28 protein-coding genes and 1 CRISPR repeat array (1 of these 29 cut by a window edge) are annotated in these 21,649 nt (G+C 41.1%); of the genes, 25 read left to right on the top strand and 3 right to left on the bottom strand.

Features of this window, described 5'->3' with window-relative positions; all coding sequences use genetic code 11:
- The 7 genes from CLV36_RS09405 to CLV36_RS09380 form a co-directional block, all read left to right on the top strand.
- The coding region (locus tag CLV36_RS09405) for a CdiA family toxin C-terminal domain-containing protein (RefSeq protein ID WP_181352960.1) at positions 1-384 on the top strand (384 nt) is incomplete at its 5' end.
- A 39-nt stretch (positions 385-423) separates the two neighbouring features.
- Complete coding sequence (gene cdiI / locus CLV36_RS09400) at positions 424-822, top strand: ribonuclease toxin immunity protein CdiI (protein ID WP_022739159.1); 399 nt, start codon at positions 424-426, stop codon at positions 820-822.
- A 399-nt stretch (positions 823-1,221) separates the two neighbouring features.
- Entirely contained in the window at positions 1,222-1,662 is a 441-nt protein-coding gene (locus tag CLV36_RS09395; protein ID WP_022739158.1) for an SMI1/KNR4 family protein, read from the top strand.
- 78 nt (positions 1,663-1,740) lie between these two features.
- Positions 1,741-1,866: a hypothetical protein gene (locus CLV36_RS17865; protein ID WP_281257248.1), complete on the top strand. Its 126-nt coding sequence runs from the start codon at positions 1,741-1,743 to the stop codon at positions 1,864-1,866.
- A gap of 83 nt (positions 1,867-1,949) precedes the next feature.
- Complete coding sequence (gene lepB / locus CLV36_RS09390; RefSeq protein ID WP_158283227.1) at positions 1,950-2,414, top strand: signal peptidase I; 465 nt, start codon at positions 1,950-1,952, stop codon at positions 2,412-2,414.
- A 16-nt stretch (positions 2,415-2,430) separates the two neighbouring features.
- Complete coding sequence (locus tag CLV36_RS09385) at positions 2,431-3,042, top strand: YIP1 family protein (protein ID WP_181352958.1); 612 nt, start codon at positions 2,431-2,433, stop codon at positions 3,040-3,042.
- Between the two features lie 20 nt (positions 3,043-3,062).
- A complete protein-coding gene (locus CLV36_RS09380) occupies positions 3,063-4,322 on the top strand; it encodes a DUF4244 domain-containing protein (RefSeq protein ID WP_181352957.1) in 1,260 nt (419 codons plus the stop codon).
- Between the two features lie 40 nt (positions 4,323-4,362).
- On the opposite strand, the gene CLV36_RS09375 is transcribed toward CLV36_RS09380, so the two are convergent.
- Positions 4,363-4,869 carry an SMI1/KNR4 family protein gene (locus CLV36_RS09375; RefSeq protein ID WP_102992205.1) on the bottom strand — a complete coding sequence of 169 codons (507 nt, stop codon included), beginning with the start codon at positions 4,867-4,869 and terminating at the stop codon, positions 4,363-4,365.
- Between the two features lie 121 nt (positions 4,870-4,990).
- Here CLV36_RS09375 and CLV36_RS09370 point away from each other — a divergent pair, with 121 nt between their 5' ends.
- The 4 genes from CLV36_RS09370 (at position 4,991) to CLV36_RS09355 (ending at position 6,858) form a co-directional block, all read left to right on the top strand.
- Positions 4,991-5,197, top strand: coding sequence for an SMI1/KNR4 family protein (locus CLV36_RS09370; protein ID WP_102993811.1), 207 nt, complete (start codon positions 4,991-4,993; stop codon positions 5,195-5,197).
- Between the two features lie 44 nt (positions 5,198-5,241).
- A complete protein-coding gene (locus CLV36_RS09365; RefSeq protein WP_102992207.1) occupies positions 5,242-5,715 on the top strand; it encodes an SMI1/KNR4 family protein in 474 nt (157 codons plus the stop codon).
- A gap of 52 nt (positions 5,716-5,767) precedes the next feature.
- The gene (locus CLV36_RS09360) at positions 5,768-6,232 is read left to right on the top strand and encodes an SMI1/KNR4 family protein (RefSeq protein WP_106342498.1); all 465 of its coding nucleotides are present in this window, start codon (positions 5,768-5,770) and stop codon (positions 6,230-6,232) included.
- A gap of 185 nt (positions 6,233-6,417) precedes the next feature.
- Positions 6,418-6,858: an SMI1/KNR4 family protein gene (locus CLV36_RS09355; protein ID WP_106342497.1), complete on the top strand. Its 441-nt coding sequence runs from the start codon at positions 6,418-6,420 to the stop codon at positions 6,856-6,858.
- A 59-nt stretch (positions 6,859-6,917) separates the two neighbouring features.
- Here CLV36_RS09355 and CLV36_RS09350 read toward each other — a convergent pair whose 3' ends face one another.
- Positions 6,918-7,706, bottom strand: coding sequence for a GntR family transcriptional regulator (locus tag CLV36_RS09350; protein ID WP_106342496.1), 789 nt, complete (start codon positions 7,704-7,706; stop codon positions 6,918-6,920).
- A gap of 14 nt (positions 7,707-7,720) precedes the next feature.
- Positions 7,721-8,191 (bottom strand): NUDIX domain-containing protein, encoded by a 471-nt coding sequence (locus CLV36_RS09345; RefSeq protein ID WP_181352955.1) that lies wholly within the window; start codon positions 8,189-8,191, stop codon positions 7,721-7,723.
- Positions 8,192-8,335: 144 nt separating this feature from the next.
- On the opposite strand from CLV36_RS09345, the gene CLV36_RS09340 reads away from it, so the two are divergent.
- From CLV36_RS09340 to cmr6, 14 genes are all read left to right on the top strand, one after another.
- Positions 8,336-8,710, top strand: a complete 375-nt coding sequence (locus tag CLV36_RS09340; RefSeq protein ID WP_106342494.1) for a hypothetical protein — start codon at positions 8,336-8,338, stop codon at positions 8,708-8,710.
- Between the two features lie 80 nt (positions 8,711-8,790).
- Positions 8,791-9,612: a replication-relaxation family protein gene (locus tag CLV36_RS09335; RefSeq protein WP_106342493.1), complete on the top strand. Its 822-nt coding sequence runs from the start codon at positions 8,791-8,793 to the stop codon at positions 9,610-9,612.
- Positions 9,613-9,887: 275 nt separating this feature from the next.
- Entirely contained in the window at positions 9,888-10,223 is a 336-nt protein-coding gene (locus tag CLV36_RS09330) for a hypothetical protein (RefSeq protein ID WP_146130620.1), read from the top strand.
- A gap of 46 nt (positions 10,224-10,269) precedes the next feature.
- Complete coding sequence (locus CLV36_RS17295) at positions 10,270-10,425, top strand: hypothetical protein (RefSeq protein WP_181352954.1); 156 nt, start codon at positions 10,270-10,272, stop codon at positions 10,423-10,425.
- Positions 10,426-11,026: 601 nt separating this feature from the next.
- Positions 11,027-11,269: a hypothetical protein gene (locus CLV36_RS09325; protein WP_106342491.1), complete on the top strand. Its 243-nt coding sequence runs from the start codon at positions 11,027-11,029 to the stop codon at positions 11,267-11,269.
- Positions 11,270-12,146: 877 nt separating this feature from the next.
- On the top strand, positions 12,147-12,482 hold the full coding sequence (locus tag CLV36_RS09315) for a hypothetical protein (protein ID WP_106342489.1): 336 nt from the start codon (positions 12,147-12,149) through the stop codon (positions 12,480-12,482).
- A gap of 51 nt (positions 12,483-12,533) precedes the next feature.
- Entirely contained in the window at positions 12,534-12,842 is a 309-nt protein-coding gene (locus tag CLV36_RS09310) for a hypothetical protein (protein WP_106342488.1), read from the top strand.
- A 587-nt stretch (positions 12,843-13,429) separates the two neighbouring features.
- Positions 13,430-14,464 (top strand): hypothetical protein, encoded by a 1,035-nt coding sequence (locus tag CLV36_RS09305; protein WP_106342487.1) that lies wholly within the window; start codon positions 13,430-13,432, stop codon positions 14,462-14,464.
- 356 nt (positions 14,465-14,820) lie between these two features.
- On the top strand, positions 14,821-15,894 hold the full coding sequence (cmr1, locus tag CLV36_RS09300; RefSeq protein WP_106342486.1) for a type III-B CRISPR module RAMP protein Cmr1: 1,074 nt from the start codon (positions 14,821-14,823) through the stop codon (positions 15,892-15,894).
- Positions 15,894-17,771 (top strand): type III-B CRISPR-associated protein Cas10/Cmr2, encoded by a 1,878-nt coding sequence (cas10, locus tag CLV36_RS09295; RefSeq protein ID WP_106342485.1) that lies wholly within the window; start codon positions 15,894-15,896, stop codon positions 17,769-17,771. The genes cmr1 and cas10 overlap by 1 nt, the downstream gene beginning before the upstream one ends.
- Complete coding sequence (locus tag CLV36_RS09290) at positions 17,764-18,909, top strand: type III-B CRISPR module-associated Cmr3 family protein (protein WP_181352952.1); 1,146 nt, start codon at positions 17,764-17,766, stop codon at positions 18,907-18,909. The genes cas10 and CLV36_RS09290 overlap by 8 nt, the downstream gene beginning before the upstream one ends.
- Before the next feature lie 14 nt (positions 18,910-18,923).
- On the top strand, positions 18,924-19,736 hold the full coding sequence (gene cmr4, locus CLV36_RS09285) for a type III-B CRISPR module RAMP protein Cmr4 (protein ID WP_106342483.1): 813 nt from the start codon (positions 18,924-18,926) through the stop codon (positions 19,734-19,736).
- Between the two features lie 16 nt (positions 19,737-19,752).
- Positions 19,753-20,163 (top strand): type III-B CRISPR module-associated protein Cmr5, encoded by a 411-nt coding sequence (gene cmr5, locus CLV36_RS09280; RefSeq protein WP_181352950.1) that lies wholly within the window; start codon positions 19,753-19,755, stop codon positions 20,161-20,163.
- A complete protein-coding gene (gene cmr6 / locus CLV36_RS09275) occupies positions 20,163-20,957 on the top strand; it encodes a type III-B CRISPR module RAMP protein Cmr6 (protein ID WP_106342482.1) in 795 nt (264 codons plus the stop codon). The genes cmr5 and cmr6 overlap by 1 nt, the downstream gene beginning before the upstream one ends.
- A 454-nt stretch (positions 20,958-21,411) precedes the next feature.
- Positions 21,412-21,649: a CRISPR direct-repeat array (repeat unit 30 nt; unit sequence GTTTAGTTGTAACCATAGTGGTATTGAAAT); it runs 255 nt beyond the window's last position.

Raw genomic sequence — 21,649 nt, 5'->3', positions numbered from 1 at the left:
CATAATATGCATGACTTCTATAAAACATTGGAAACAACAGGTATGGATCCGAGCAATTTAATAATTAGTAAACAGCAACATCCTACTTTTCCCGGCTTGTATGAAGTACGATACAAGATTCCATCCTTAACTTATGGTCCGGATGGAAAACTAATTCCCTCTGGTCAATTTAAGACAATACGATTTCCTAAAACTGTATATGACCCTAATGTTTATACAGATGCTCAAATGATTCAATGGGGAAAAGAGGCGATGGAAGAAGGTATCAAAGCGAAAAGGATTACTGGGAGAGAAGTAGAGGGCTATAGTTCCAATGGGATGAAATTTAGAGGATATATAAATGATCAAGGGGAAATTACAAATTTTTTCCCTACGTTTAAATAATAACTTGGTTATTATCGGGAAATAGGGAGGTTTTAATGTATGTACAATCATGAGGAGCAAACATATAAAATCTTTTATGATGATAAAGAGAAAAAGGATTTTATGAAATATTATTTTTGGCATATTGGAGATGGTTATTTTATTGATGCATTAAATAATTTTAAAGATAAATCAGGTTTCGGAATAGAATGTGTTGGCATTCTATTTCGTGATGATTTTGATGAATGGGAGGAATATCGTTGTAAAGAAGATGAAGTATCTTTAATTAAAGATTATCCTGCGGCGGAAGAAGATACAATGGGCTATTTGAGTTTTAAGGATTTTTATAATTGCCTTATCGATCACAGTAAAGAATATATCAAAAAATATCCAGAGCATGAGGAAGAGGTTTGCAAACTGTTAAGAGAAATTAAGGAGAGTTTGGATATAAACACATAACGTAGCGGTGCCAATAGTGCGTTTCTCGGAATTTCATCCGAATATTATCCATAACAAAAATCCTCTGACTGAATCAGAGGATTTTTGTTGCTTAATTCCAAAGTGGGCTCAATATGGTCAAATAGAATGTAATACTTGTACGGGTATGTTGCTATTCTAATTCGAAATTGGATTCAATTTTAGGGAGGTCACCAAACCCTTTGGATACCAAAGGGTTAATTGAGGCTTAAAACTGCAAAAGTATTTATCCTGAAAATTATCTGTTATTTTAATACGGATGGCGATGTATGTACAAAGTTATTTATATTCCATCGGGTATAACAGGTTATACAGGCGGAAGAGATGTTTGGTGCGGTAATGGCATTTAGGTGAAAAGTTGGTATTGGAGGTAGTTTTACAATGGAATGGGAGTATAAAAAGCCCATTGATGAAAAGCGGATACGGGAAGTTGAAACGGAATTGGGAGTTCATTTTCCAAAGTCTTTTTTTGATTGTGTATTAAAAAATAATGCGGGACGTCCCAAAACAAAACTTTTATTTGATTTGGGGAATGAGAAAGAGAAAGTCTTTGGAAATCTGTTTAACTTCAACGAGGACGAAGATAATTTTTCAATCTTGGAGGCACATGAAGTATTGATTGGAGAACACGAAGCTCCAATAGAACTTGTTCCTTTCGCTGATGATCCGGCAGGAAACTTCATTTGTTTTGATTATCGTACACTTGTAGCTGGGGAGCCGATTGTTGTTTTCTTCTATCATGAGCGTGATGAAGACAATATTAAAAAGATTGCCGACTCCTTCTCTCAGTTTCTAGATATGCTCTATGAGCCGAGAGACTAGCAACGAAAATATTTTAAAGAAGAGCCTACTTGTGCGGGCTCTTTTATTTTGTAATTGACTAAACAGGAGGGATTTAAAATGGCTAAGTGGGAAGCAGTAAAGCAACCGGCTACAGATGAAGACATCCAGCGGATTGAGGCGTTTGTTGGTCAGCGTTTGCGAAGGTTTATTGCTTTTTGGTTTAGTTCAAACTTGGTTTTGTAGATAAAAATCTTTTAATTGGCTATAATCAAAAGGGATAAATATATAAATTTAACGGAAAATTGTTAGTAGAAAGGAGGAGCTATGTGGCTTGGTTTAAGACCAAAAGTGGGATAGGGAGCCTATTAGGTCTCTTTTTTTTGTTGATTGTTTTCTGGAACTCACTCTTCGGATTTTATCAAGGAGTTGGCAAAAGCATGGAGCCAGCCTTAATGGAAGGGGAAGTGTATCTGGTTAAAAAGAATCCCGATACCATTAAGCGAGGGGATATAATCGTTTTTCGAGCTCCAGGAGTCAATCAGGTGCATACGAAACGAGTTGTTGCTTTTGGAAATGAGACAGTCGAGATAAAGGAAGGCCAGCTATATATCAACGGGCAAATCTTGATGGAACCGTATCGTCCACGCTTGGACAAAAGGGTTAATCAAGAAACCGTGGTGGTGCCTGCAGACCATTTCTTTGTTCTCGGAGATAACCGTTTGACGAGCTATGATAGCCGCCAGTTTGGTGCCATTAAGAAAGATGACATCATTGGAGTAGTTGTGAAATAGAAAGGGTGTAATGCTTGTGTTAGATGTTTTGCGAGTGTATTGGGTTCCGCTCATAAAGCAACCAAAAAACACCATTCGACAAGCAATGGAGGAAACATCATCGAAGTTGTTATTTGTGTTAATTCCACTGTTTGGGATTACCTTGTGTCTAGAACAAGCCATGAATAGAGACGCAGGGGATACCACCTCTATACCGGTAATTCTGCTTTTATCCATGGTGATTGGTCCCATCCTAGGAGCGGTCGCCTGGTTTTTAGGAAGCCTTTGTACATTCGGTGTGGCCAGGTTATTCGGAGGTGTAGCAACATTCAGGGAGACGAGTGAAGCCAGTGCATGGGCGACGGTGGCATATACGACAAAGCTGGCCTTGTTCATACCCATGTTGCTGATCTTTCGGCAAGAGAACTTCACTTCTAACACTCCTGATATTGATTCTTCCATGTTCCTTGCCTTATTGTTTTTTCTTTGTCTGACAGCAAACTTTGTCATGACGATTTATTACATCATTGTCCATTCCAAAATCATTGGAGAAATTCATGAGATAGGCTCTTGGAAAGGTTTTGCTTCGATCATTCTTGTTCCTCTAGTACTTATTTTACTTCTATTTCTTCTGGCTTTGTCACAGTAACTAAGGAAGGGGAAGGAATGATGAAGCATTGGCTTAAAAGAGTTAAACAGCATTTACATTCAAAGCGAGGGGCTTCAACGGTAGAGTATATCATCATCATTGTAGCTGGTGCTCTTTTAGCTGGGTTGCTTTTGACTGCAGTAAATAGTTCAGAAATCCAACAATCTCTGCAAGAGAAAGTGGAAGAGGTACTAAGTGACACACCCAACCAGGACGTAAATAAGCCAACCGAACCAACATCACCCCAGATTGTAACGAGTGATCATTCCAAGCCCCCCAGTCTTTCTGATGTGCAGCCAATGAAGTCTCCAGGCGAAAAAGAACCAAGCCTTCTTGACCGGTTAAAACAGAAGACTTTGGATGGTATTGATTGGGCGGGAAATAAAATTGATCAAGGCATCAATTGGTTAGGTAAACAGAAGGATCAGATTTTAAATGAGGATATTAAACGTGCTATCAATGAGCCAGGAGCTTATTTTTCTGAAGTATTTGGATTTGAGGACTATAAGGCTGCTTGGGATAAGTTAACTTCTGATCCTTTAGGCTATGCCAAGGATTCATGGGATAATTTGAAGGCTAGTGTAAACGACATTATTGAGAATCCAGAGAAACTTATTTTCGATAAAGAAATGTTCATGGAAGCGTGGAATGGGAAGGACAAGAATGGAAAGTCTATTCCGCTTCCAAATCGCCTATGGAACATGGTCGAGAGCCTACCGACACCTGTTAAGTTGGTTAAAGTCGGTCGGATAGCTAAGGATACGCTGGTACCTGACAGTTGTCATTGTGCCATGAAAAATCCAAAAAAAGATAAAGTTAATAATAAACGAGTTAAGCAATTTACCAAAAATGGTGAAGAGAAATTTACCAAGGAAATACTTGCAACAAAGCCGAAGAATTCACCTAACCCTGAAAAGTGGTTAAATAAAGGTGGAAGTATCACTATAGATGACAAGGGGGTTTGGACTTATACAAATAGTGAAGGTAAATCAGTAAGCTACCCTGATGGATATCCTGATTTTTCAAAATATATTCATCCGAAAGTTAAACCGGTTAAAATTAAGTTTTCAAATCCTGAGGATCGCCAAAAAGATTTCAGAGAAGCCAACGCAAAAGCGGGTTTAGATAAAAATTCTGATCCACCTGTTCCAGCAAGTCATAGACCACCAAAAGGATATACTTGGCATCATCATCAAGATGGAACGACAATGATGCTTGTAGAATATTCTATTCATAGACAGTTTACTCATGTAGGTGGAATATCTGAAATGAAAAAGTGAGACCTATCAATATGGTTAAAAGCGCCATTAGGCGCTTTTTTCATTCTTCATATTCTTTACAATTAACCAACCCATTTATAAAGGTTTTAAAATCCTTTGCAAGGACAGTGATCGTAGGTTCATCGGGATTTCCAACATCAACATGAATAACTCGGGGCTCACCATTTTTTCCACATTGGCTATAATCTAACATCACTGCATCGTGACCTGCTGATGGACAATCACATATTACAAATCCTAGATGAATAGGATAACCCCAATCTTCATCAATACTTCGGAGTTCTTCAGAGTCAATACCGTCAGTTCCTCCAATGCCACGAATATTTTCAATCGCAATATGATTCTCTGCCCAAGAGGTTCGAACGGTTGTTGGAAAGCAAGAGTTGGCAGGAATTCCGCCATTTTGTGTTTTGATTAGCTCTATGTAAGAACTAGGAAGTTTGAAATTTAGCTTTTGTTCAGCTTGAGCTATCATTTCATCTGTTACTGGAATGGGACTAGTATATTCATCTAATGGTAGCCAAAACCCTTGGAAATCCTTTTTCATTTCATTCCCACCACCAAATCTTAAAAAATAAGGGAGCCTATTGAAGATCAATTTTGATGATAATGTCTCAAGTTTATTAGAGATATTATAACATATACAAAGTGTTGGAGGCACATGAAGTATTGATTGGAGAACACAAGGCTCAATAGAACTGGTTCCTTTCGCTGATGATCCGGCAGGAAACTTCATTTGTTTTGATTATCGTACACTTGTAGCTGGGGAGCCGATTGTTGTTTTCTTCTATCATGAGCGTGATGAAGACAATATTAAAAAGATTGCCGACTCCTTTTCTCAGTTTCTAGATATGCTTTATGAGCCGAGAGATTAGCTAAAATAGAGCCTACCTGTGTGGCTCAATCAGGAGGGGGAACAATGACTAAATGGGAAGCAGTAAAGCAGCTGGCTACAGATGAAGATATTCAGCGGATTGAGGAGTTTGTTGGTCAGCGTTTGCCTAGTGCTTATGTAAAATGGGCGAAGGTTTATCATGGAAGCAATCCCGGATGTTACATTGATGTAGATGGTGAACCCTATTCTTTCGATCGGTGGTTATCTATTTCAGAAGAAGTAGGGGATGATGATGGCTTTTGCCATGTGATTGGGGAATATAGACAGATGTATCTCACTGATGACTCTGACCCTTCCCTTCCTACAGGGTTTGTTCCCTTTGCATTGGATGGACAGAACAAATGGTATTGTTTCGATTATCGAGGATCAACTGAATCTCCCTCAATCGTGCTAATTAATTGGGAGGCTCATTATGAGGATGATCCAGATTATGTCGTTACTAAAATAAAAGGATCGTTTAGCGAATTAGTGAATAGCTTGTACTATCCATCTACTTAGACTTGTTTCAACTTTGCTTTAAAGCAGGAGCAGGGGGGAGGGGATTTGTTACATGATTACTTGGATAAAGCGAGAAGAAAAAATGCCTGTTGAACAATTTGATGAAGTTGAAGCAAGACTAGAAGTGCAATTTCCACAAGACTATGTAAATTGGGTTCAACAATATAGACGACCAGAAAGCGGCCATGGACACATTCTTATCAATGAGGAGCATTATCATTTTGATGAGTTTTATGATCCGGAAGAGATCTTCGATGAAGTTGAGGCCCTGTATTTTGGTGAAGAAGAATTTAAAGAAAAAGGACTGATTGTTCCCTTTGGATTTGATTCAGCCTTAAATCGCTATTGTTTTTTTTATGATAAAAACAAAGAAAATCCAGTGATCATCTGGTTTTCCTCTGATGATGCTCTTTCGGAGATTTTTGATAGCACGGGATTTAATTTAGATCGTGTTCGGGTAGTCGGATCTTCTTTTACAGAGTTCATTATTTCTTTATATGAAAGAACCGATTACTAACTTTTTATAGCGCCAATATGGCGCTTTTTTAATTTTGCGCTGTTTTGACATATTGATCCCTTATACTGTTAATGGGGAATTATGATGACTTTTACCACGTGATGGGGGCATATAGGCAGATGTATCTCGCTGATTACTATGATCTTTCATGCCAGAAAGAAAAAATAAAGTGAGGTTTGTTTCCTATGAACATAAAGGGTTTTGGTAAAGCAACAAAAGAAATGATACAAAGTCTTGAGCAACAAATTGGGTTTTCGCTTCCGGAAGATTATAAAGACTTTTTGCGAAAGTATAATGGAGGCACAGCCTTAGTAAGGTACAGCACTTTTTATGTAAAAGAACTAAATGAGTGCATTCTGCTGGATGTAATGTATGGACTGGGAGTGGAAAAGTCTTTTGATTTGGTCATGTGGTATCATGAGTATAGAGATGATTTGTTGCCTAACAGCATAATCATCGGCGATTGTCCTGGATCAGGGAAAATTGTATTAGTTACTGATCTTGGCAATGAAGGAGTTTACTATTGGGATCACGCATTCCATTTTGCGCAGTCAGATGAAGATGCAAACACTTATAAAATTGCTGATAGTTTTCGAGATTTTGTTTATGGGTTGAAACATCCATAAATCTCAATCACCCCTTCATAATGAATGCCCACTTGCAGTAAAAAGCAAGTGGGTGATGGCTATTTGCTCGCATCCTCAGCAATCTCATAGGTATAAGCAAATTCATGTAATGAAGCGTTGGCGATAATGCGGCTGTATTCAAACAAGATTTCTTCATCGTGATCGCCGTTTTCAGGTTTGGCCCAGATCCAGCGGTCCATTTCCACGATTGGTTGGTTTCTTCCGATATGGAGGAGGGTGGCCTCATCGGCTGATGGCATGCGACAGGTGAGTTGTTCATGCGTGCGGATGGGTAGCAGTTGTTTATGCTCACGCAGCCATTTGAACAACGGAAGTTGGTGATCTTCTTGCCCAACCAATTCGCCAGCTACAGAGGCGAGCAGATAGGTGTCCAAGATCCAGTAAGGAACGCGGTCAACTAGTTGCACGCGATAGCGACGCAATATGTTCTCATGCTCCGGTATGTTGAGCTTAGCGCCAATCTCTTCGCCGGCGGGGCGGATGGAGGATGGTTCCAGATAGCGGATGAGTATATCCCGACCAGACGCACGCATGGAATGGATGAAAGAACCGACTTGCTGCAATTCAGGTCCTTTGTTTTTGGGAGTTCCGCCACCCATTTTTACTTTTGGCGCATGGGAACGGACAAAAATGCCACCGCGAGGCACAATATCGATGAGATTGTCTGATTGAAGTCGAAGGAGCGCTGTTCGGATGGTGGGGCGGCTAACCCCCAATTCTTCGGCTAATACGCGTTCTGCTGGCAATCGTTGTCCAGCCACATATTTCCCTTCTATAATCCGTTCATGAATGATTTTTACGACCTCGTCTATTTTGGAGTTGCTCATCTGGTTCACCTCATTCACCGGATAAAGGCTTTTTCCTGATGTTGCAGATAGTCTTGGATGCGAACGCGTTGGGCGGGATGCATCGCAAGCTGTTTCGTTTCTTCTACGGTGAAAAATTGGACTTCATACGACTCCGAACTAATGGATAATTCACCACCAATAATTCGGCATTCAAAACAGATGGAAAACTGTTGGCGCACTTCCCCATCTGAGTAGGCGATGATGTGCTCAGGATCAGTGTAAATCCCGATACATTTCAACACCTCCACCTCAAACCCCGTCTCTTCTTTCACTTCCCGGCTGATCGCTTGTTCGATGGATTCGCCTAGTTCCAACGCTCCACCTGGCAAAGACCATAGCGCGTTGTCTCTGCGTTTATGAAACAAGATTTTTCCGTTTGAATCTGTGACCACTGCCGAGGCAGCCGGAACAATGGAGTTGGGTTGGGGGGCGTTTGGTTGATGATAGTAATCTTTTCGTGCCACAGTATATCCTCCAAAATGATTTTTCAAAGTGATACTGGTCATTACCAAAGGTTATGTCAATATCGTGGTATAAATATTCCGAATACACAATCGAAATGATCTATTTGGAATTGATAACTGGTAATAACCAAAAAGGAGCAGGAATTGGGATTAACGTTCCTGAGTCTTCCTGACAATATGAAGGCCAATGAAGGCGTTTATTTCTTTAGTGAGTGCCAAGGATGTTGGTCATGGTGGGTCTTGCTAAATGGCACCGAAGACCCACCCGTGATCGTAGAATCTCTTTATGATGAAGCACAAATCCTTGCATGCGAGAAACTGAGCGACTTCATCTTTGCTAATGCCTGGGATTTATCGTTGATGGATAGTCCGTCATTTCAAACCGGGGAATTTTCATGTGAGGAAGCATTTCTGCAAACCTTACGCGATCAGTGTGTGGAAAAACCAACCACCCGCCTTGCTTCCACTGTTCACCGGGACCCAGTGAGTTGGTTCAAAAACGCATTTATAAAGAGTTGAAACAGATGTATCAATGGCCGGCGAAAAAGGAAAAGAAGGCGACCAAAACAGTCGAGATTGACTTTTAAGGGGTTGGTGCGATGGTGATCGATGTTTTGCGCAATGATGAACTGGAGACACAGGAGAAAATGATGTTGCTCCTTTTTTACTTGGGCATGGCCGATCGTTACCAACTCGCCAAGTTGTTGGCAAGATCCGTTCATACTGTGGATCAAACCATCAAACGGTTAAATAAAAAAAGCAAAGAGGAAAAGCACATCCAGTCATGCACTGCCCCATTTAATAAAGGGCCGCGCATGTACCAATTGGGGCCGGCCGGTTGGAAATGGGTGATGGGCTGGTTGGAGGAAGATCGTCGGTATTATGAACGAAGCGAGTCGCAGAAACGGCATTATCGCAGGATGACGGAGATCTTGATCCGGCTTATGCACGCCATGGGTAGAGATGAAGCGCTAGATCGGCTCCGTTTTTACAACACTTATGAGGCTACGGAGATGTTTCGATATCCGTGGGAAGTGGTGAGATGGCAAGAGTGGCAAGATGTGAAGCTAAAGCAGGAAGAAGAAAAGGAATTGCCCCGTCCTGATCTATGCTTGGAGATCGATGATAGCTCTTTCTGGATTGAATACGATACGGCCAACGAAAGCCCAACCAAGATCAAGGCCAAATACAGACGCTATTACCGAGCCTTTAATCAATTGGCTGTACGAGCCAGCTCACGCAAGCCTGTTATCTGGGTGACCACATCACGAAGTCGGGTGGAGTTGATGAAAAGCTGGTTGGAAGTGGTGCAGCGAGAATGGGAGTTTCGCGAGATGAAAAACCCACCGCCGGAGATGCGTTTTTTCAAAGAAGGGGAGGAAACATCCTACTTTCTGGAGTCACTGGCAGTGCGTACTTAAACGTATACAGGTTGCTGTACAAAAGCATATCCCTATGCAGGGCTAGAATGTGTACCTATCACACAAATGTGCTGGCACCGATGAGAAAAGGGATGATGTGTGATTTTTAATGCCGACTAATGATACCTGTCTTTTTTTGTTTTGATTTGAAGTTAATTGATTGCTGTTACTTGGCGTAGCGAGAAAAAGTGAGTGAACAGTGGAGAGGTGGCTTGATACCAAACCGAAGGGATCAGGAACACCTTTTTTATTTTCCAAAAGAAAGGGAGATGGTGTTGTTTGATGAGTTCGTTGCGCACACATCTGTTGTCTCAATCATGCTTTTAGTGGGGACGACCAGCGTGGTGATCCTCTATTTGCTCTTGCAAATCACATCACTGATGGAACGGATTTTGACTGGCCAAGGTAAGCAAATGGTTGCAGATATGAAAGCCAGATTCATGCCTATGAGTCAGGGTGTGAATAAACCATTGAGAAAAGATCATAAGGCGTTTTGGATTGCAGTTGGCATCGGGTATGGATTGGGAGGCTTATTCTTGTTTTTGCCAGTAATCTTGGTGTTGTTCATTGTTTATTTAGTTTTTCGCTATATCATTTTCAGGTTTGTCTAAGTGCTACGGGAGAGTGTAAGCAGATCTCAAGGAGTTGACGGATGGGATGAGCAAACAACGTTCAAAACAAAAAGTGATTGAGCTGGAAGATGTTATTTTGATTATCAATGGCAGTCCCACACCGGCTGCCTGTGAAAACTTTATCAGGATGGTAAACCAGATGAAAGTATCTCAAAAGAAAGCTGCTATACGTTGCAAATGACTTTTTTCACTTGTATTGTCTACCGAAACGAGATGAGAATGGCAAGAGACGGGCTTGTATGTTCAGTTGATGTTGGAAGCAAAGATATGCTAAAAAGAAGTGGAGGATAGTGGATATTGGATATGTAGCATATCCTTTAGTAAGATAAAAAGTCTGTGAACCTCCCGGGGTTTTTGCATCATTAACGGTTCACAGATTAATTTGGTTTTTGATATAATGAAAATGCTTGAGATGATTGATGTTCACATACGGGTTTAGTTGTAACCATAGTGGTATTGAAATATATCTCCAGCCAAGGAACCAGCATCTGCGGCGGCAGGTTTAGTTGTAACCATAGTGGTATTGAAATTTAATCAGCTGTTTAAACGTTTCGGGTTGAGCTACGTTTAGTTGTAACCATTGTGGTATTGAAATGATCTAAGATTTGGTGCACCTCATCTACCAAAACCTGTTTTAGTTGAATCCATAGTGGTATCAAATGTGTATCATAAACGTTCATTTTTGTTACACGATTACACCATCTCATGTGATCATCTTTTACTAGTTCTCACTTGACAATATTGTTATCATGAGATGAACCCCCGTCAAAGGAGAAAAGATAATGACTAAAATCTATAAACAAATCCCATCCGCTGCACTCCAGTATCTTCAATACGCCATTCATGAGCACCGCGAGCAACTGATCACCCAATTTGATCGCTACATTAACACCTTTGAAGGTGAGTTGGAAATGATGCGCCAGACGCTTGTCAGTCAATGGTCAAATCTTATGACAGCTTATACATATTTCGTCAGGAAGATCCGCTCGCAAGCTCTGCGCTTCGACAAGAAATTGACCAGGTAACTGAACTGCTTAAAAGTGATAACAAATTGCGTCCGCTGATTGAAAAAGAAGAAGCTCTTTTTGATGAGTTAAAGAAAATCGCCGCCCAATGAGTCGGTTTTTTTGCTCGTAGAAAAAGTGCCGTCCAGTAGCACCGGTGCCTTTTTAGGGATAGTGTGAAGATAAGGAATCGACGAAGCTTTAGTTGAATCCATAGTGATATTGAAAGGATGACAAGGGATACAACAAGGAAAAGTGGTTCACATCCAATCTGCCAACTAAGAGTCCTACGCCTGGGATAGCCAAAGGAGAACCTAACCCCAGTATCTCTGATCGTGACTGTAATTGGAGCTATCCTTTAGTGAGCTAAAAAGTCTGTGAACCTCCCGGGGTTTTCGCATCATTAACGGTTCACAGATTATTTTGGTTTTTGTTATAATGAAAATGCTTGAAATGACTGATGTTCACATACGGGTTTTAGTTGAATCCATAGTGGTATTGAAATTCCGTGGTAAAATCGTCTTCGCTTACCGCGAAGCGCGTTTTAGTTGAATCCATAGTGGTATTGAAATAGTGAAAGACGTTCAGCCTTCCTCCCGGCCTTCTGCGTTTAGTTGTTACCATAGTGGTATTAGAATGGGTGTATGACCCAAGGGAACAGTTCCGGTTCAAACACCACAAGTTGTTTTGGATCAGCATGGGGGCTGCCTATGTCTTAGGGAAACTCCTCATCTTCTGGTACATCATCTTGATCCTAATTGTCTTACCCTTGGTCGGCAAAGCATTTGAAAAGTTTATTTCAGAAAAATATAATATATTGCAGTCTAGGTTTTTGCTTCTGAGGTGTTAGTATTCAAAACTGTATGAAAAATGATATGATAGGCACGGAGGTGAGACTGTGAGAATCAATATAACCTTTCAAGACCCATCACAAGCAAGAGAGAATGCATTTTGGTTGGCCATTTTGACATATGTAGAGCCGTTCGTATTGTGGTTTGGCATCATGGAGATGTACTCGTTGCCCCCAACCGACTTCGGCTCAGTCGCGTTGCTAACAACATTGCTGATTTTCCTTTTCATGTACACCGCCAGGACATTTACATATCCGCTGGTGTGGGGCGTATTTTTATATGCCTTCACTGATGGTCAACTTCTTCCTTGGTGGATCGATGTGTTGGGGATCGTGCTGGTTGTGGGCGGCAGGTTCTGGATGCTATTTTTCCGAGGGAAATGAGCTTTCTGTTATTGGAAATTGTTGCTATACTGAGAGAAAGGAGGCTGGACGATGGAGGAGTTATTAAAGCGAATTCTTTCCAAATTGGACAATATGGAACAACGTTTCGAGCAACGTTTCAACGAAGTTGATAAACGCTTTGATGAGGTTGACAAGCGCTTCGACCGTATTGAAACGGAGCTAGAGGATGTGAAGCACATTGTGCGCATGTCAGCGCAGGATACTCTAGAGAATCAAATTGAGTTTTCAGAGAAAAGTGACCTTCTTGATCAGCGCATCCGTTTGTTGGAAGAGCGGCAGAACTACACTGATAAGCGGGTAAGTCGCTTGGAAAAAGAGAAACGCGCCAACGAACAATAAAAGCCAGCCCTATCGCATGATGGAAGCTGGCTTTTTTTATTTAACAACAGTAGTGCGGCTCTGTTCTCATGACCTGATATTGAATGATCACGGATAATCAGAAAAGAGGGGATGTTATTTTCAATATCTAATAAAACAATATAGTTAACACAGAATGGCCAGGAGGGGTAAGGCCATGGCATCAGTTGCTATTGAATACGCTTTGCTTAATTATAAGGAGGTTGTTTTAACCTAACACGAGCTTGATCGGGATTATATACTCGATGAGCGGGGGCGAATTTTCAGAGAGGCTCTGAGTAGCCTCTTTTTGTTGTTGAGGTGATCCTAGAGGACTAGACTATCCCTTGTCCTCCACGTCAAATGAAAAAAGCAGGGTATCATTACCCCTGCTTCTAAGTATGTTCAATCCCTACCGGAATGGTTCGATTCCTATGGTTGGAGTTAAGAAGTATTGATAGACCATTTAAATAAAACTAAAGCTGAAGGAAATTTTAATTCTTTTCAATTCCATTGCTCTTCACTAAAATTGATAGTATGTAGTGAAAGTGCAGTTTATTTAACCCGGTAGAGACATGAGGAGGAATCATATGAAAGGGCGATGTTGGCTATTCATATATATTTGTTTGTATATCCTGCTGAGTCTTCCTTCTCTGGCTTATGCAGAAGATGCCAAACAAGTAGAAAAGGCACCCACACTAGAAGGATTAAACAACCGTATTGAAGATTTGGAAGGCCATCGGGAGTTGCTAAAAGATCTTGGGGAAGAGGTTAAAAATTACCGAGATCATATTCAAGCAGAAATGACTCGTTTTCAGGAGACGATGCAAAGCGAACGCGATTCATTTTTCGCAATGTTTCAGTTTCTTGTAGGGGCGCAAACGGCTTTGCTAGCTATTGGAGGCTATATTGTTATTTATTATATCGGTCAAACGAAAATGGATTTAAGAAAACAAATGGAGCTAGAGTTAGACCAAACCAAAAAAGAGTTAAATAAAGAGTTTCAACAACAATTAAGAGAAGAGAAGCAAATGATTGAAAAACAATTTCATAATGAACTTGCTTTGGCCATTAAAGATTACCACAATCAGTTGCAGCAGGTTCGATTGCAAATGGAGAAACAGTATAAGGATACGTTAGAACAGGTTGCTCGTGAAACAGAACAAGATTATGTTGCACTGAAAAAGAATATTGAAAATGAAAAAACATTTACTTCTTCACGCATTTGGGTGATGGGGCCTGAAGCAGAGATCAAAAAAATGGAAACAGAGGAAGTGGACTTGATTCGTCGACGTGGCATTCAACATGTTCAAGTCAAATTGTTTGATCGCGATCAACTGCACCAAGCACTGGAAAATAATGAATTTGATATCCTAATTTACCGATATATTATGTCGGCTGATGGATCCAGCGACCAAGATTTAATTACCATTGCAAAAATGCTTATGGAAAAAAATGATGAGATTCCTTTCATTGTGTATGGAGAAGAAAAAATAAAGAAAGAAACGTTGAATACACTTAATAAATACCGATACTTTAGTATATCTAACTTCCGATTATCGTTGATCGGTAATATTTTTGCACTTGCATATGCATTTAACAAGCAAAACAGGAATAGATCTTGACGTTCTAAAGAGCAGAGGGTAACACCTCTGTTTTTTCTGTGTGTCTATGGCGAATAAAAATCTTCTATCACCATTTAATACTTAAAGTGCTACTACATGGTTACTTATTTATCGGATACATGACTTGGTTTAAAATTATGGGAAAATGAAAAAATATAGAAGATCAAAAAGGAAAAACAAAACAAATGCAGAATAAAATACAATTGTCGTCGATTTTCTGTATTTTTAAGGAAGTTTATATTTGAGGTTGAGAATAGTTTTTGAAAGTATCAACCACCTCCTAGTCCCTCGGACTTTGTTTGAAACCTATCAATTACCTATGCCTTTTTAAAGAACATTGGAAGGTTGGTGATAAAGTGAAAGTAATCACAGCTACTTTTCGGGTAGTTACCCCTTTGTTTTTGGCGGGAGCAGATGCGATGACAGCAGAACTTCGACTGCCCTCTGTAAAAGGGGCGTTGCGTTATTGGTATCGGGCAATCAATCCTCACTTTCAGAAGGTACCAGAGGGTGGAAAAGCGACATGGGAGGAGATTTTATTTGGAGGAACAGGGGGAGGAGCTGGGCAGTCAGCTTTTTTTATGCGCAAAAAAAATGAAAATCTAAAAATAATGAGAATGAGTTCATTGCCTCGAGATTTGGACTACTTCAGCTTTTTCCTAAGGCGGAGGTGTTCTTACATTTCCCCGGTTTCAAACTATGCCGATAAACTTTCTGGCCGCTTCACGATTCAATTGTTGTTACGCCCCCACCGTAATGCCAATAAAGTAGCACCTGATTGGAAAGGGCTGGTGTCCAGCCTATGGATGTTGGGACATATTGGTGGTCTCGGAGCCAGAAGTCGTAGGGGATTTGGTACCATCGCCTTACAGGAATGGCAAGCGGATGATCCAGAAATTCAGCAATGGATGGATCAGCTACCTATTGCACATGAAGCATCAACCATAGAAGAATGGATTAAAAGGTTTCAATGCGGGTTACAGCAAATCCAATTTTGGTTTTCGCCATGGGATCATTGTAATCATACCATTGTAGATCAGCGAACTACATTCTTTTTAGCCAATGAAGGAAGCGACACAGAACTTAATGCGATGGTAGCGGGAATGCAAGTAATCAAAGGATTTCGATCAGAGCATAAAGAACATCGTCTCTTTCTTGGTCTACCCTTAATAGTCTCATCCAAAAAAAATGGACAGATATATCAGATTCTTCCAAAACGATATCAACGGGTTTCATCGCCGGTATGGCTAAGGGTAATTCAAATTGGTCAACAATATTATCCTTTTTTTGCTATTTTATCGGCCCCTTTTCCCGACAAATTAATCAAGAAAGTGGGAGAAGAGCAAAAAAATCACCCTTTCTGTTATCACAAGGCACTACAAATGTTTAAGGAGTATATCAAAGATCAACCATTTCGGGAGGTGCGTTGATGAGCGGTAAATATTTTCATTTTACCATTGGACCTGTTCAAGGATTTGTTGCTCAATCTCGTCGAACACGTGACCTGTTGGCCAGCTCATTTCTGCTTTCTTACCTTTCTGGTCATGCGATGGCTGCGGTGATGGATCAAGGTGGTAGTATTGTATTTCCTGATGTACATGATCAATTTAAGCAAATTCATAATCCATTGCTACAGGCAATTAATCAAACGCTTCAGGGAAAGGAATTGTTTGAGGGGCCTTGGATTGGGTCATTGCCCAATCGATTTAAAGCGTCAATTCTGGAAGGGTTTCAGCCCCAAAAAGTGGAGGAGGCTGTGCAACGGGCTTGGATTAAGATTGCAGATACTGTTTGGAATGAGACAATAAGCGATATAGCGGTACTTGGTAATGGGACCAGGGAAATTTGGGAGCGACAAGTACATGGTTGGTGGGAAATGGCTTGGGTAATTGGAGATGATCCCACCTTGCTGAATCTGCGGAAAAATTGGCGCAGTTATATACCAACCATCGAACCTGGTGATAAATGCACATTGATGCCACAGTTACAAGAATTATCTGGATATGTTAGATCTCGTCATCGCCAGGAACAGGATATGTTTTGGCATTCCTTTCACGAGAATCAACGCAATGCCTTAGATTTGCGTGAACGTGAACGGTTAAGTGCTATTGCTCTCATCAAACGGTTTTATCCTCTCTATGCCAAAAAAGCGATTGGGTGGGAACTTCCTTCTGTTGCTGTAAAATTTCCTCCGACTACTTATTTGGCGGCTTTTCCAACCATTTTACGCATGCTAGAGAAGTCTCCTGAGCAGGCGAAAAAATTTGCTTCGATCGCTTTGAAGTCATCGAAGAATACTCAAACAGTAGCACTGGCTGATCATTTTCCGTTGTTGCAAAGAAAAGCGGAAAAAGATGTTCTTCTTAAAAAATTTATTCAACTGGATGGCAATGTTTTTTTTCAAAGATGGGCGGACAAGGTTGTTGATGCTGAAACATTTGCTCAGTTGAAACCCTTATACCTTGGTTTGAGTAAAGAACCTTCCCCCTATTATGCAATACTGTTGATGGATGGAGATCAGCTGGGGAAACAGTTACAAAAGAATGAACAAAAAGTGAGTAAAGCTTTGTCCCAGTTTTGTAAGGATCTAAACGATTTGGTACGAAACCATAATGGCGTGGTTATTTACGCAGGTGGAGACGATGTGCTGGCAATGTTACCTGTACCAGAAGCATTGCCTGTTGCTGTGAAATTGCAACAAAAATATCGGCAAGCTTTTAGAGAAGGCGGGGAGCCAACTTTACAAGCTACCAGTTCTGCGGCGATTCTGTATGCTCATTGCAAAACGCCGCTTAAAAGTGTGTTGCAAGAAGGACATCACTTGCTTGATCAAGTGGCCAAAGATCATACTGGTCGCGATAGCTTAGCGATTGGGATATGGAAAAGCTCTGGTGTAGCCTTGACATGGTCAGCTCCGTGGAAGGTTGTATGCGATGGGAATCCAGATCAAGCACAAACTATATTTGATGGGTTTAAAGAGTATACCCGCAATGGAGACCAAACTATTTTCTCTAATCAGTTTCTATATAAGTTGAAAACACTTTACGAGCAAGCTCCTATGCTTACAAATGACCCAGAAGAGCATAGGCAAAAATTGAAGCGTCTAATTACTGCCGATTATGTTCGTATTATGGATTCTGAAAAATGTAATGAAGACGAAATCAATCAACGAATAGAAAATTTGATGAAGGTATGTTTTGTCGCCAAGCGCAAGGACGATAACGTGGAGTTGACAGGGAAGTTTCGAGTGGCGGGGGCATTGGTTGCTCAGTTTCTTGCACAGGAAGGAGAAGGTGTGGTTGAGTAGGATTTGGTCGTTTCAAGCACTGGATACGTTATTTTTCCGCGACGGTACGCCTTTTAATATGAATGAACCGGTAGCGATGCTCAAGAGTGTGTTTCCTCCCTCTATGATGACATTGCAAGGCGCTATACGCACGGCAATGGCTTATTATCGCCTTGGATGGACCTCAGATAATTCCATACCATGGCCCAAGGAATTGGGGGATGCTGGGGAAAGTGAGTTGAAGGATTGGGGGAAACCAGATCATCTGGGAGATTTGCGTTTATTTGGTCCATATCTGATGTGGAAAGGAGAAAGACTTTACCCATCACCTAGAATATTGTATAGAAAGCGTAAGGAAGATGAGGATTGGGTATATGCCCGTTTTACATTGGGAAAGGTTGTAGAAGCTAGTGATTTGGGAAGTGGCATTCGGTTTCCGTTGGCGGAAAATGCCATCGATAAAGGCGAAGCACTTGAAGTGTGGCTCACTTCAGCAGGAATGGAAGCGGTGCTAAGCGGGGATGTTCCCTCGCCCGAACATATGTTTAATCCGTCTGATGGATGGAAGTTAGAGCACAGAGTCGGGATAAAAAGGAGCGATCTTACCCGAACGGCAGTAGAAGGACATTTGTACTCAATTGCACTGACTCGCCCAAGACCAGAATTGGAGGTGGTTGTGCGAGTGGAAGGGTTGGACGAGTCGTGGCATCCCATGGGAACGCAAATCGTTCCGTTGGGTGGAGAAGGCCGATTTGCCAAGGTGACGGTAACAGAAGAATTAACACCTGAATTGCCTCGGATGCCAGAGGTAGCTACAACAAAAGAGGGGATTATTCGTTTTACCGTTTCATTACTTACTCCAGGAACTTATATTGATATGGACCAAGCTGTGCGAAACGGGCCGCCTGAAGTCAAAGAAATATGCCCGTCGGCACAATGTATTTCGGCCAGTTTAGGAAAAGCAAACCAAATTGGTGGACGCAATATGGTGAAGAATTGGCCGAGAGATTTGTTTCCGGTCCTTCCAGCTGGAGGAACATGGTTTTTTGAAGGAAAGATAGAAGATTTACCAAAATTGAATTTGTTGCATGGAGCTCTAACAGGGGAGCTTAAATCATATGGCTTTGGTCAGGTAGTGATTGGAACTTGGCAAGAATGAGGAGGGTTAAAAACATGAATGGCTATATCATGGGGATGTTGGCAGAGACATCTATTCATCCTGGTGCAGGACAAGTTTATAGTGTGATCGATTTACCCGTAGCCAGAGAGGCAACAACTAGTTATCCAACGATTCCTGGATCAAGCTTAAAAGGGGCTCTGAGAGATAAAGCAAGACAGGAGAAGTTGGAGGTTAATCAGATTTTTGGTATCGAAGATTCCGCAGGTGCAGTAAGTGTAGCTGATGCAAGATTGTTGTTATTGCCTATCCGTTCTTTGACAGGTCATTTTCGATGGGTGACTTGTCCTTATTTGATAAATCGATTTTATCGCGATTGCCAACTGATCAACAAAACAGGGATTACTATTGACAAAGCTCCTTCTTCGTATGAGGCAGTGGTAGCATCTGTTCGAGACCAAGAGGAAGTTTTGTTTCTGGAAGAGTATTCGTTCAAGACAAAGCCTGATCCAGAGCTCATCGAGCAGGTGGCAAACAATATTTCCTTCTTGATTCATCATGAGAGTGTACGAAATGAACTAAAGCATCGGCTAGTTATTATTCGTGATGAGGATTTTTCTTATTTTGCGCAGTATGGATTGCCCATCCAATCACGTAATCGACTGGATGAGGAAACAAAGAAAAGTATAGGATTGTGGCAAGAAGAAACGATTCCCCCAGATACGGTTTTTTATACGTTACTCATGGGACGTTTTGGGAAAGAGCGAGAGTTGAAGGAGCTTGTAAGTTTTTTGAGCCAATCGCGCTACCTGCAGGTCGGAGGGAATGAAACCATCGGACAGGGTTGGTTTGTTACCGAAATCTTCTAGGGGGGAGAGGAAATCAATGGACCAAACGCTGGATCAACAACGAGCTGCTTTTTCATTGGATGTTGTGGAGCGAGTGAAGAGACAAATAGAGTCAGAAGAGAAAGGGGATGAATATGCGGGATATGTGGTAAAGCTTGCTGGGGATATTTTAATCAATGGATTGGGACAATCATTGGCCCAACTTCAAGCGGCAGCAAAGGACAAAAAAAAGGAAGATCCCCATTATTGGCTGTATGAACATGTACAAGAATGGTTATGTAAGAGGCATCCTTATTCTCTGTACGCTGGCGAGGAGGATTTGCTGCATGCGATTACTAAACATGACCAACGTAGATATCGGTGGGCGTTGGTTGAGACATTGGCTTGGTTGGAATGGCATCGCAAAATTGCGGTTGCTGAGCTGAAGAAGGCAGAGGGTGACGATTGATGATGCCTTTATATGTTGAAGCCAACACTGTTCTCAACTCTAAAGACAGCAATATGGGATTATGGTTTGAAAAATTTTGTGATCAATGGGAAATTCATGAGAAATATGCTTATTGGACGTTGGAGAAAAAGAAGCAAGCATGGATGAAATCTGTTTCAAAATCGAAGATCGGTGATGCACATCAACTAAATTGTGCTGTGAAGAGGATGGAGAAGCTAATCCAGTTTCGCTCAGGCAAGCTGTATTATATGAAAACGATATCCCGATTTGTACCAGGCATGGGACGTTCTAATCCTGTGGATAACGGCCTAACTTGGCATCATACTTTGGGAGTTCCTTATCTGCCCGGTTCTTCGATCAAAGGAATATTGCGCAGTTGGGCAACATCATATGACACCACGGTTACAAGCACACAAATTAATGATATTTTTGGGCCAATTCCTGAGGAATCTAATAGTTCGGTGGGGAGTGTGGTCTTCTTTGATGCATTACCTGTGGTACCAGTACAGTTGGAAATTGATATTATGACCCCACATCACCCGGAGTATTATAAAGACCCGAAAAAGGGTAAGCCAGTAGATTGGGAATCTCCCAATCCGATCCCTTTCTTGACAGTGGCAGAAGGGCAAACTTTTGTTTTTGGAGTTGCTCCACGCTGCTCTGGTAACGAAGGAGATCAAAAAGCTGTTCAAATGGTAACAGAGTGGTTACCTCAAGCGCTTGATTGGATTGGAGCTGGTGCTAAAACAGCATGGGGCTATGGGCGATTTGCATCTGATAGCAAACAAGGTTAGCACTTTTCCGATGTCGTCGATCTCCAATGAGAAAAACTCTCTGGAGATCGACGACTCTATTTATATTAATAGTGAAGTAGGAGTGCACGATATAAATTAAAGCTATTAAATACATAGGGGTTAAACTCGTTGTTAAGAGATTGTTCTTTTTTAGGGATAGTGTGAAGAAAAGGAAGCGACGAAGTTTTAGTTGAATCCATTGTGGTATTGAAAGGATGAATCCCCAGTATCTCTGTATGATTTTTAAAAGGGCAAAAGGAAGAGTAAGCTTTTTTCAATTTTATATTGCGATGGAGGTAACGTAGCTTGTGAGAGTTTTCCGTAATTGGAGCTATCCTTTAGTGAGCTAAAAAGTCTGTGAACCTCCTGGAGTTTTTGCATCATAAACGGTTCACAGATGATTTTGGTTTTTGATATAATGAAAATGCTTGAAATGACTGGTGTTCACAAACGGGTTTAGTTGTAACCATAGTGGTATTGAAATTTCAACTCCTCCACTAAGATGTTGATACCGTTTAGATGTTTAGTTGTAACCATAGTGGTATTGAAATGCGACGAAATTTTAAACTCTTTACCCGCTAACCGGTGTTTAGTTGTAACCATAGTGGTATTGAAATTTCCACCAGATGAACCGCACGTTAACTGATCGAATCGTTTAGTTGTAACCATAGTGGTATTGAAATAACGGATCA

Origin of the sequence: Laceyella sediminis (assembly GCF_003003125.1) — a bacterium.
Taxonomy (GTDB): domain Bacteria; phylum Bacillota; class Bacilli; order Thermoactinomycetales; family Thermoactinomycetaceae; genus Laceyella; species Laceyella tengchongensis.
The sequence above is the reverse complement of the archived record's forward strand: the minus strand, read 5'-3'. Positions and strand labels throughout refer to the sequence as shown.

Coding starts and splice junctions, on each gene's coding strand:
- cdiI (WP_022739159.1), top strand. CDS start 424: ATGTACAATCATGAGGAGCAAACATATAAAATCTTTTATGATGATAAA.
- CLV36_RS09395 (WP_022739158.1), top strand. CDS start 1,222: ATGGAATGGGAGTATAAAAAGCCCATTGATGAAAAGCGGATACGGGAA.
- CLV36_RS17865 (WP_281257248.1), top strand. CDS start 1,741: ATGGCTAAGTGGGAAGCAGTAAAGCAACCGGCTACAGATGAAGACATC.
- CLV36_RS09380 (WP_181352957.1), top strand. CDS start 3,063: ATGAAGCATTGGCTTAAAAGAGTTAAACAGCATTTACATTCAAAGCGA.
- CLV36_RS09375 (WP_102992205.1), bottom strand. CDS start 4,869: ATGAAAAAGGATTTCCAAGGGTTTTGGCTACCATTAGATGAATATACT.
- CLV36_RS09365 (WP_102992207.1), top strand. CDS start 5,242: ATGACTAAATGGGAAGCAGTAAAGCAGCTGGCTACAGATGAAGATATT.
- CLV36_RS09360 (WP_106342498.1), top strand. CDS start 5,768: ATGATTACTTGGATAAAGCGAGAAGAAAAAATGCCTGTTGAACAATTT.
- CLV36_RS09355 (WP_106342497.1), top strand. CDS start 6,418: ATGAACATAAAGGGTTTTGGTAAAGCAACAAAAGAAATGATACAAAGT.
- CLV36_RS09350 (WP_106342496.1), bottom strand. CDS start 7,706: ATGAGCAACTCCAAAATAGACGAGGTCGTAAAAATCATTCATGAACGG.
- CLV36_RS09335 (WP_106342493.1), top strand. CDS start 8,791: ATGGTGATCGATGTTTTGCGCAATGATGAACTGGAGACACAGGAGAAA.
- CLV36_RS17295 (WP_181352954.1), top strand. CDS start 10,270: ATGAGCAAACAACGTTCAAAACAAAAAGTGATTGAGCTGGAAGATGTT.
- CLV36_RS09325 (WP_106342491.1), top strand. CDS start 11,027: ATGACTAAAATCTATAAACAAATCCCATCCGCTGCACTCCAGTATCTT.
- CLV36_RS09310 (WP_106342488.1), top strand. CDS start 12,534: ATGGAGGAGTTATTAAAGCGAATTCTTTCCAAATTGGACAATATGGAA.
- CLV36_RS09305 (WP_106342487.1), top strand. CDS start 13,430: ATGAAAGGGCGATGTTGGCTATTCATATATATTTGTTTGTATATCCTG.
- cas10 (WP_106342485.1), top strand. CDS start 15,894: ATGAGCGGTAAATATTTTCATTTTACCATTGGACCTGTTCAAGGATTT.
- cmr4 (WP_106342483.1), top strand. CDS start 18,924: ATGAATGGCTATATCATGGGGATGTTGGCAGAGACATCTATTCATCCT.
- cmr5 (WP_181352950.1), top strand. CDS start 19,753: ATGGACCAAACGCTGGATCAACAACGAGCTGCTTTTTCATTGGATGTT.
- cmr6 (WP_106342482.1), top strand. CDS start 20,163: ATGATGCCTTTATATGTTGAAGCCAACACTGTTCTCAACTCTAAAGAC.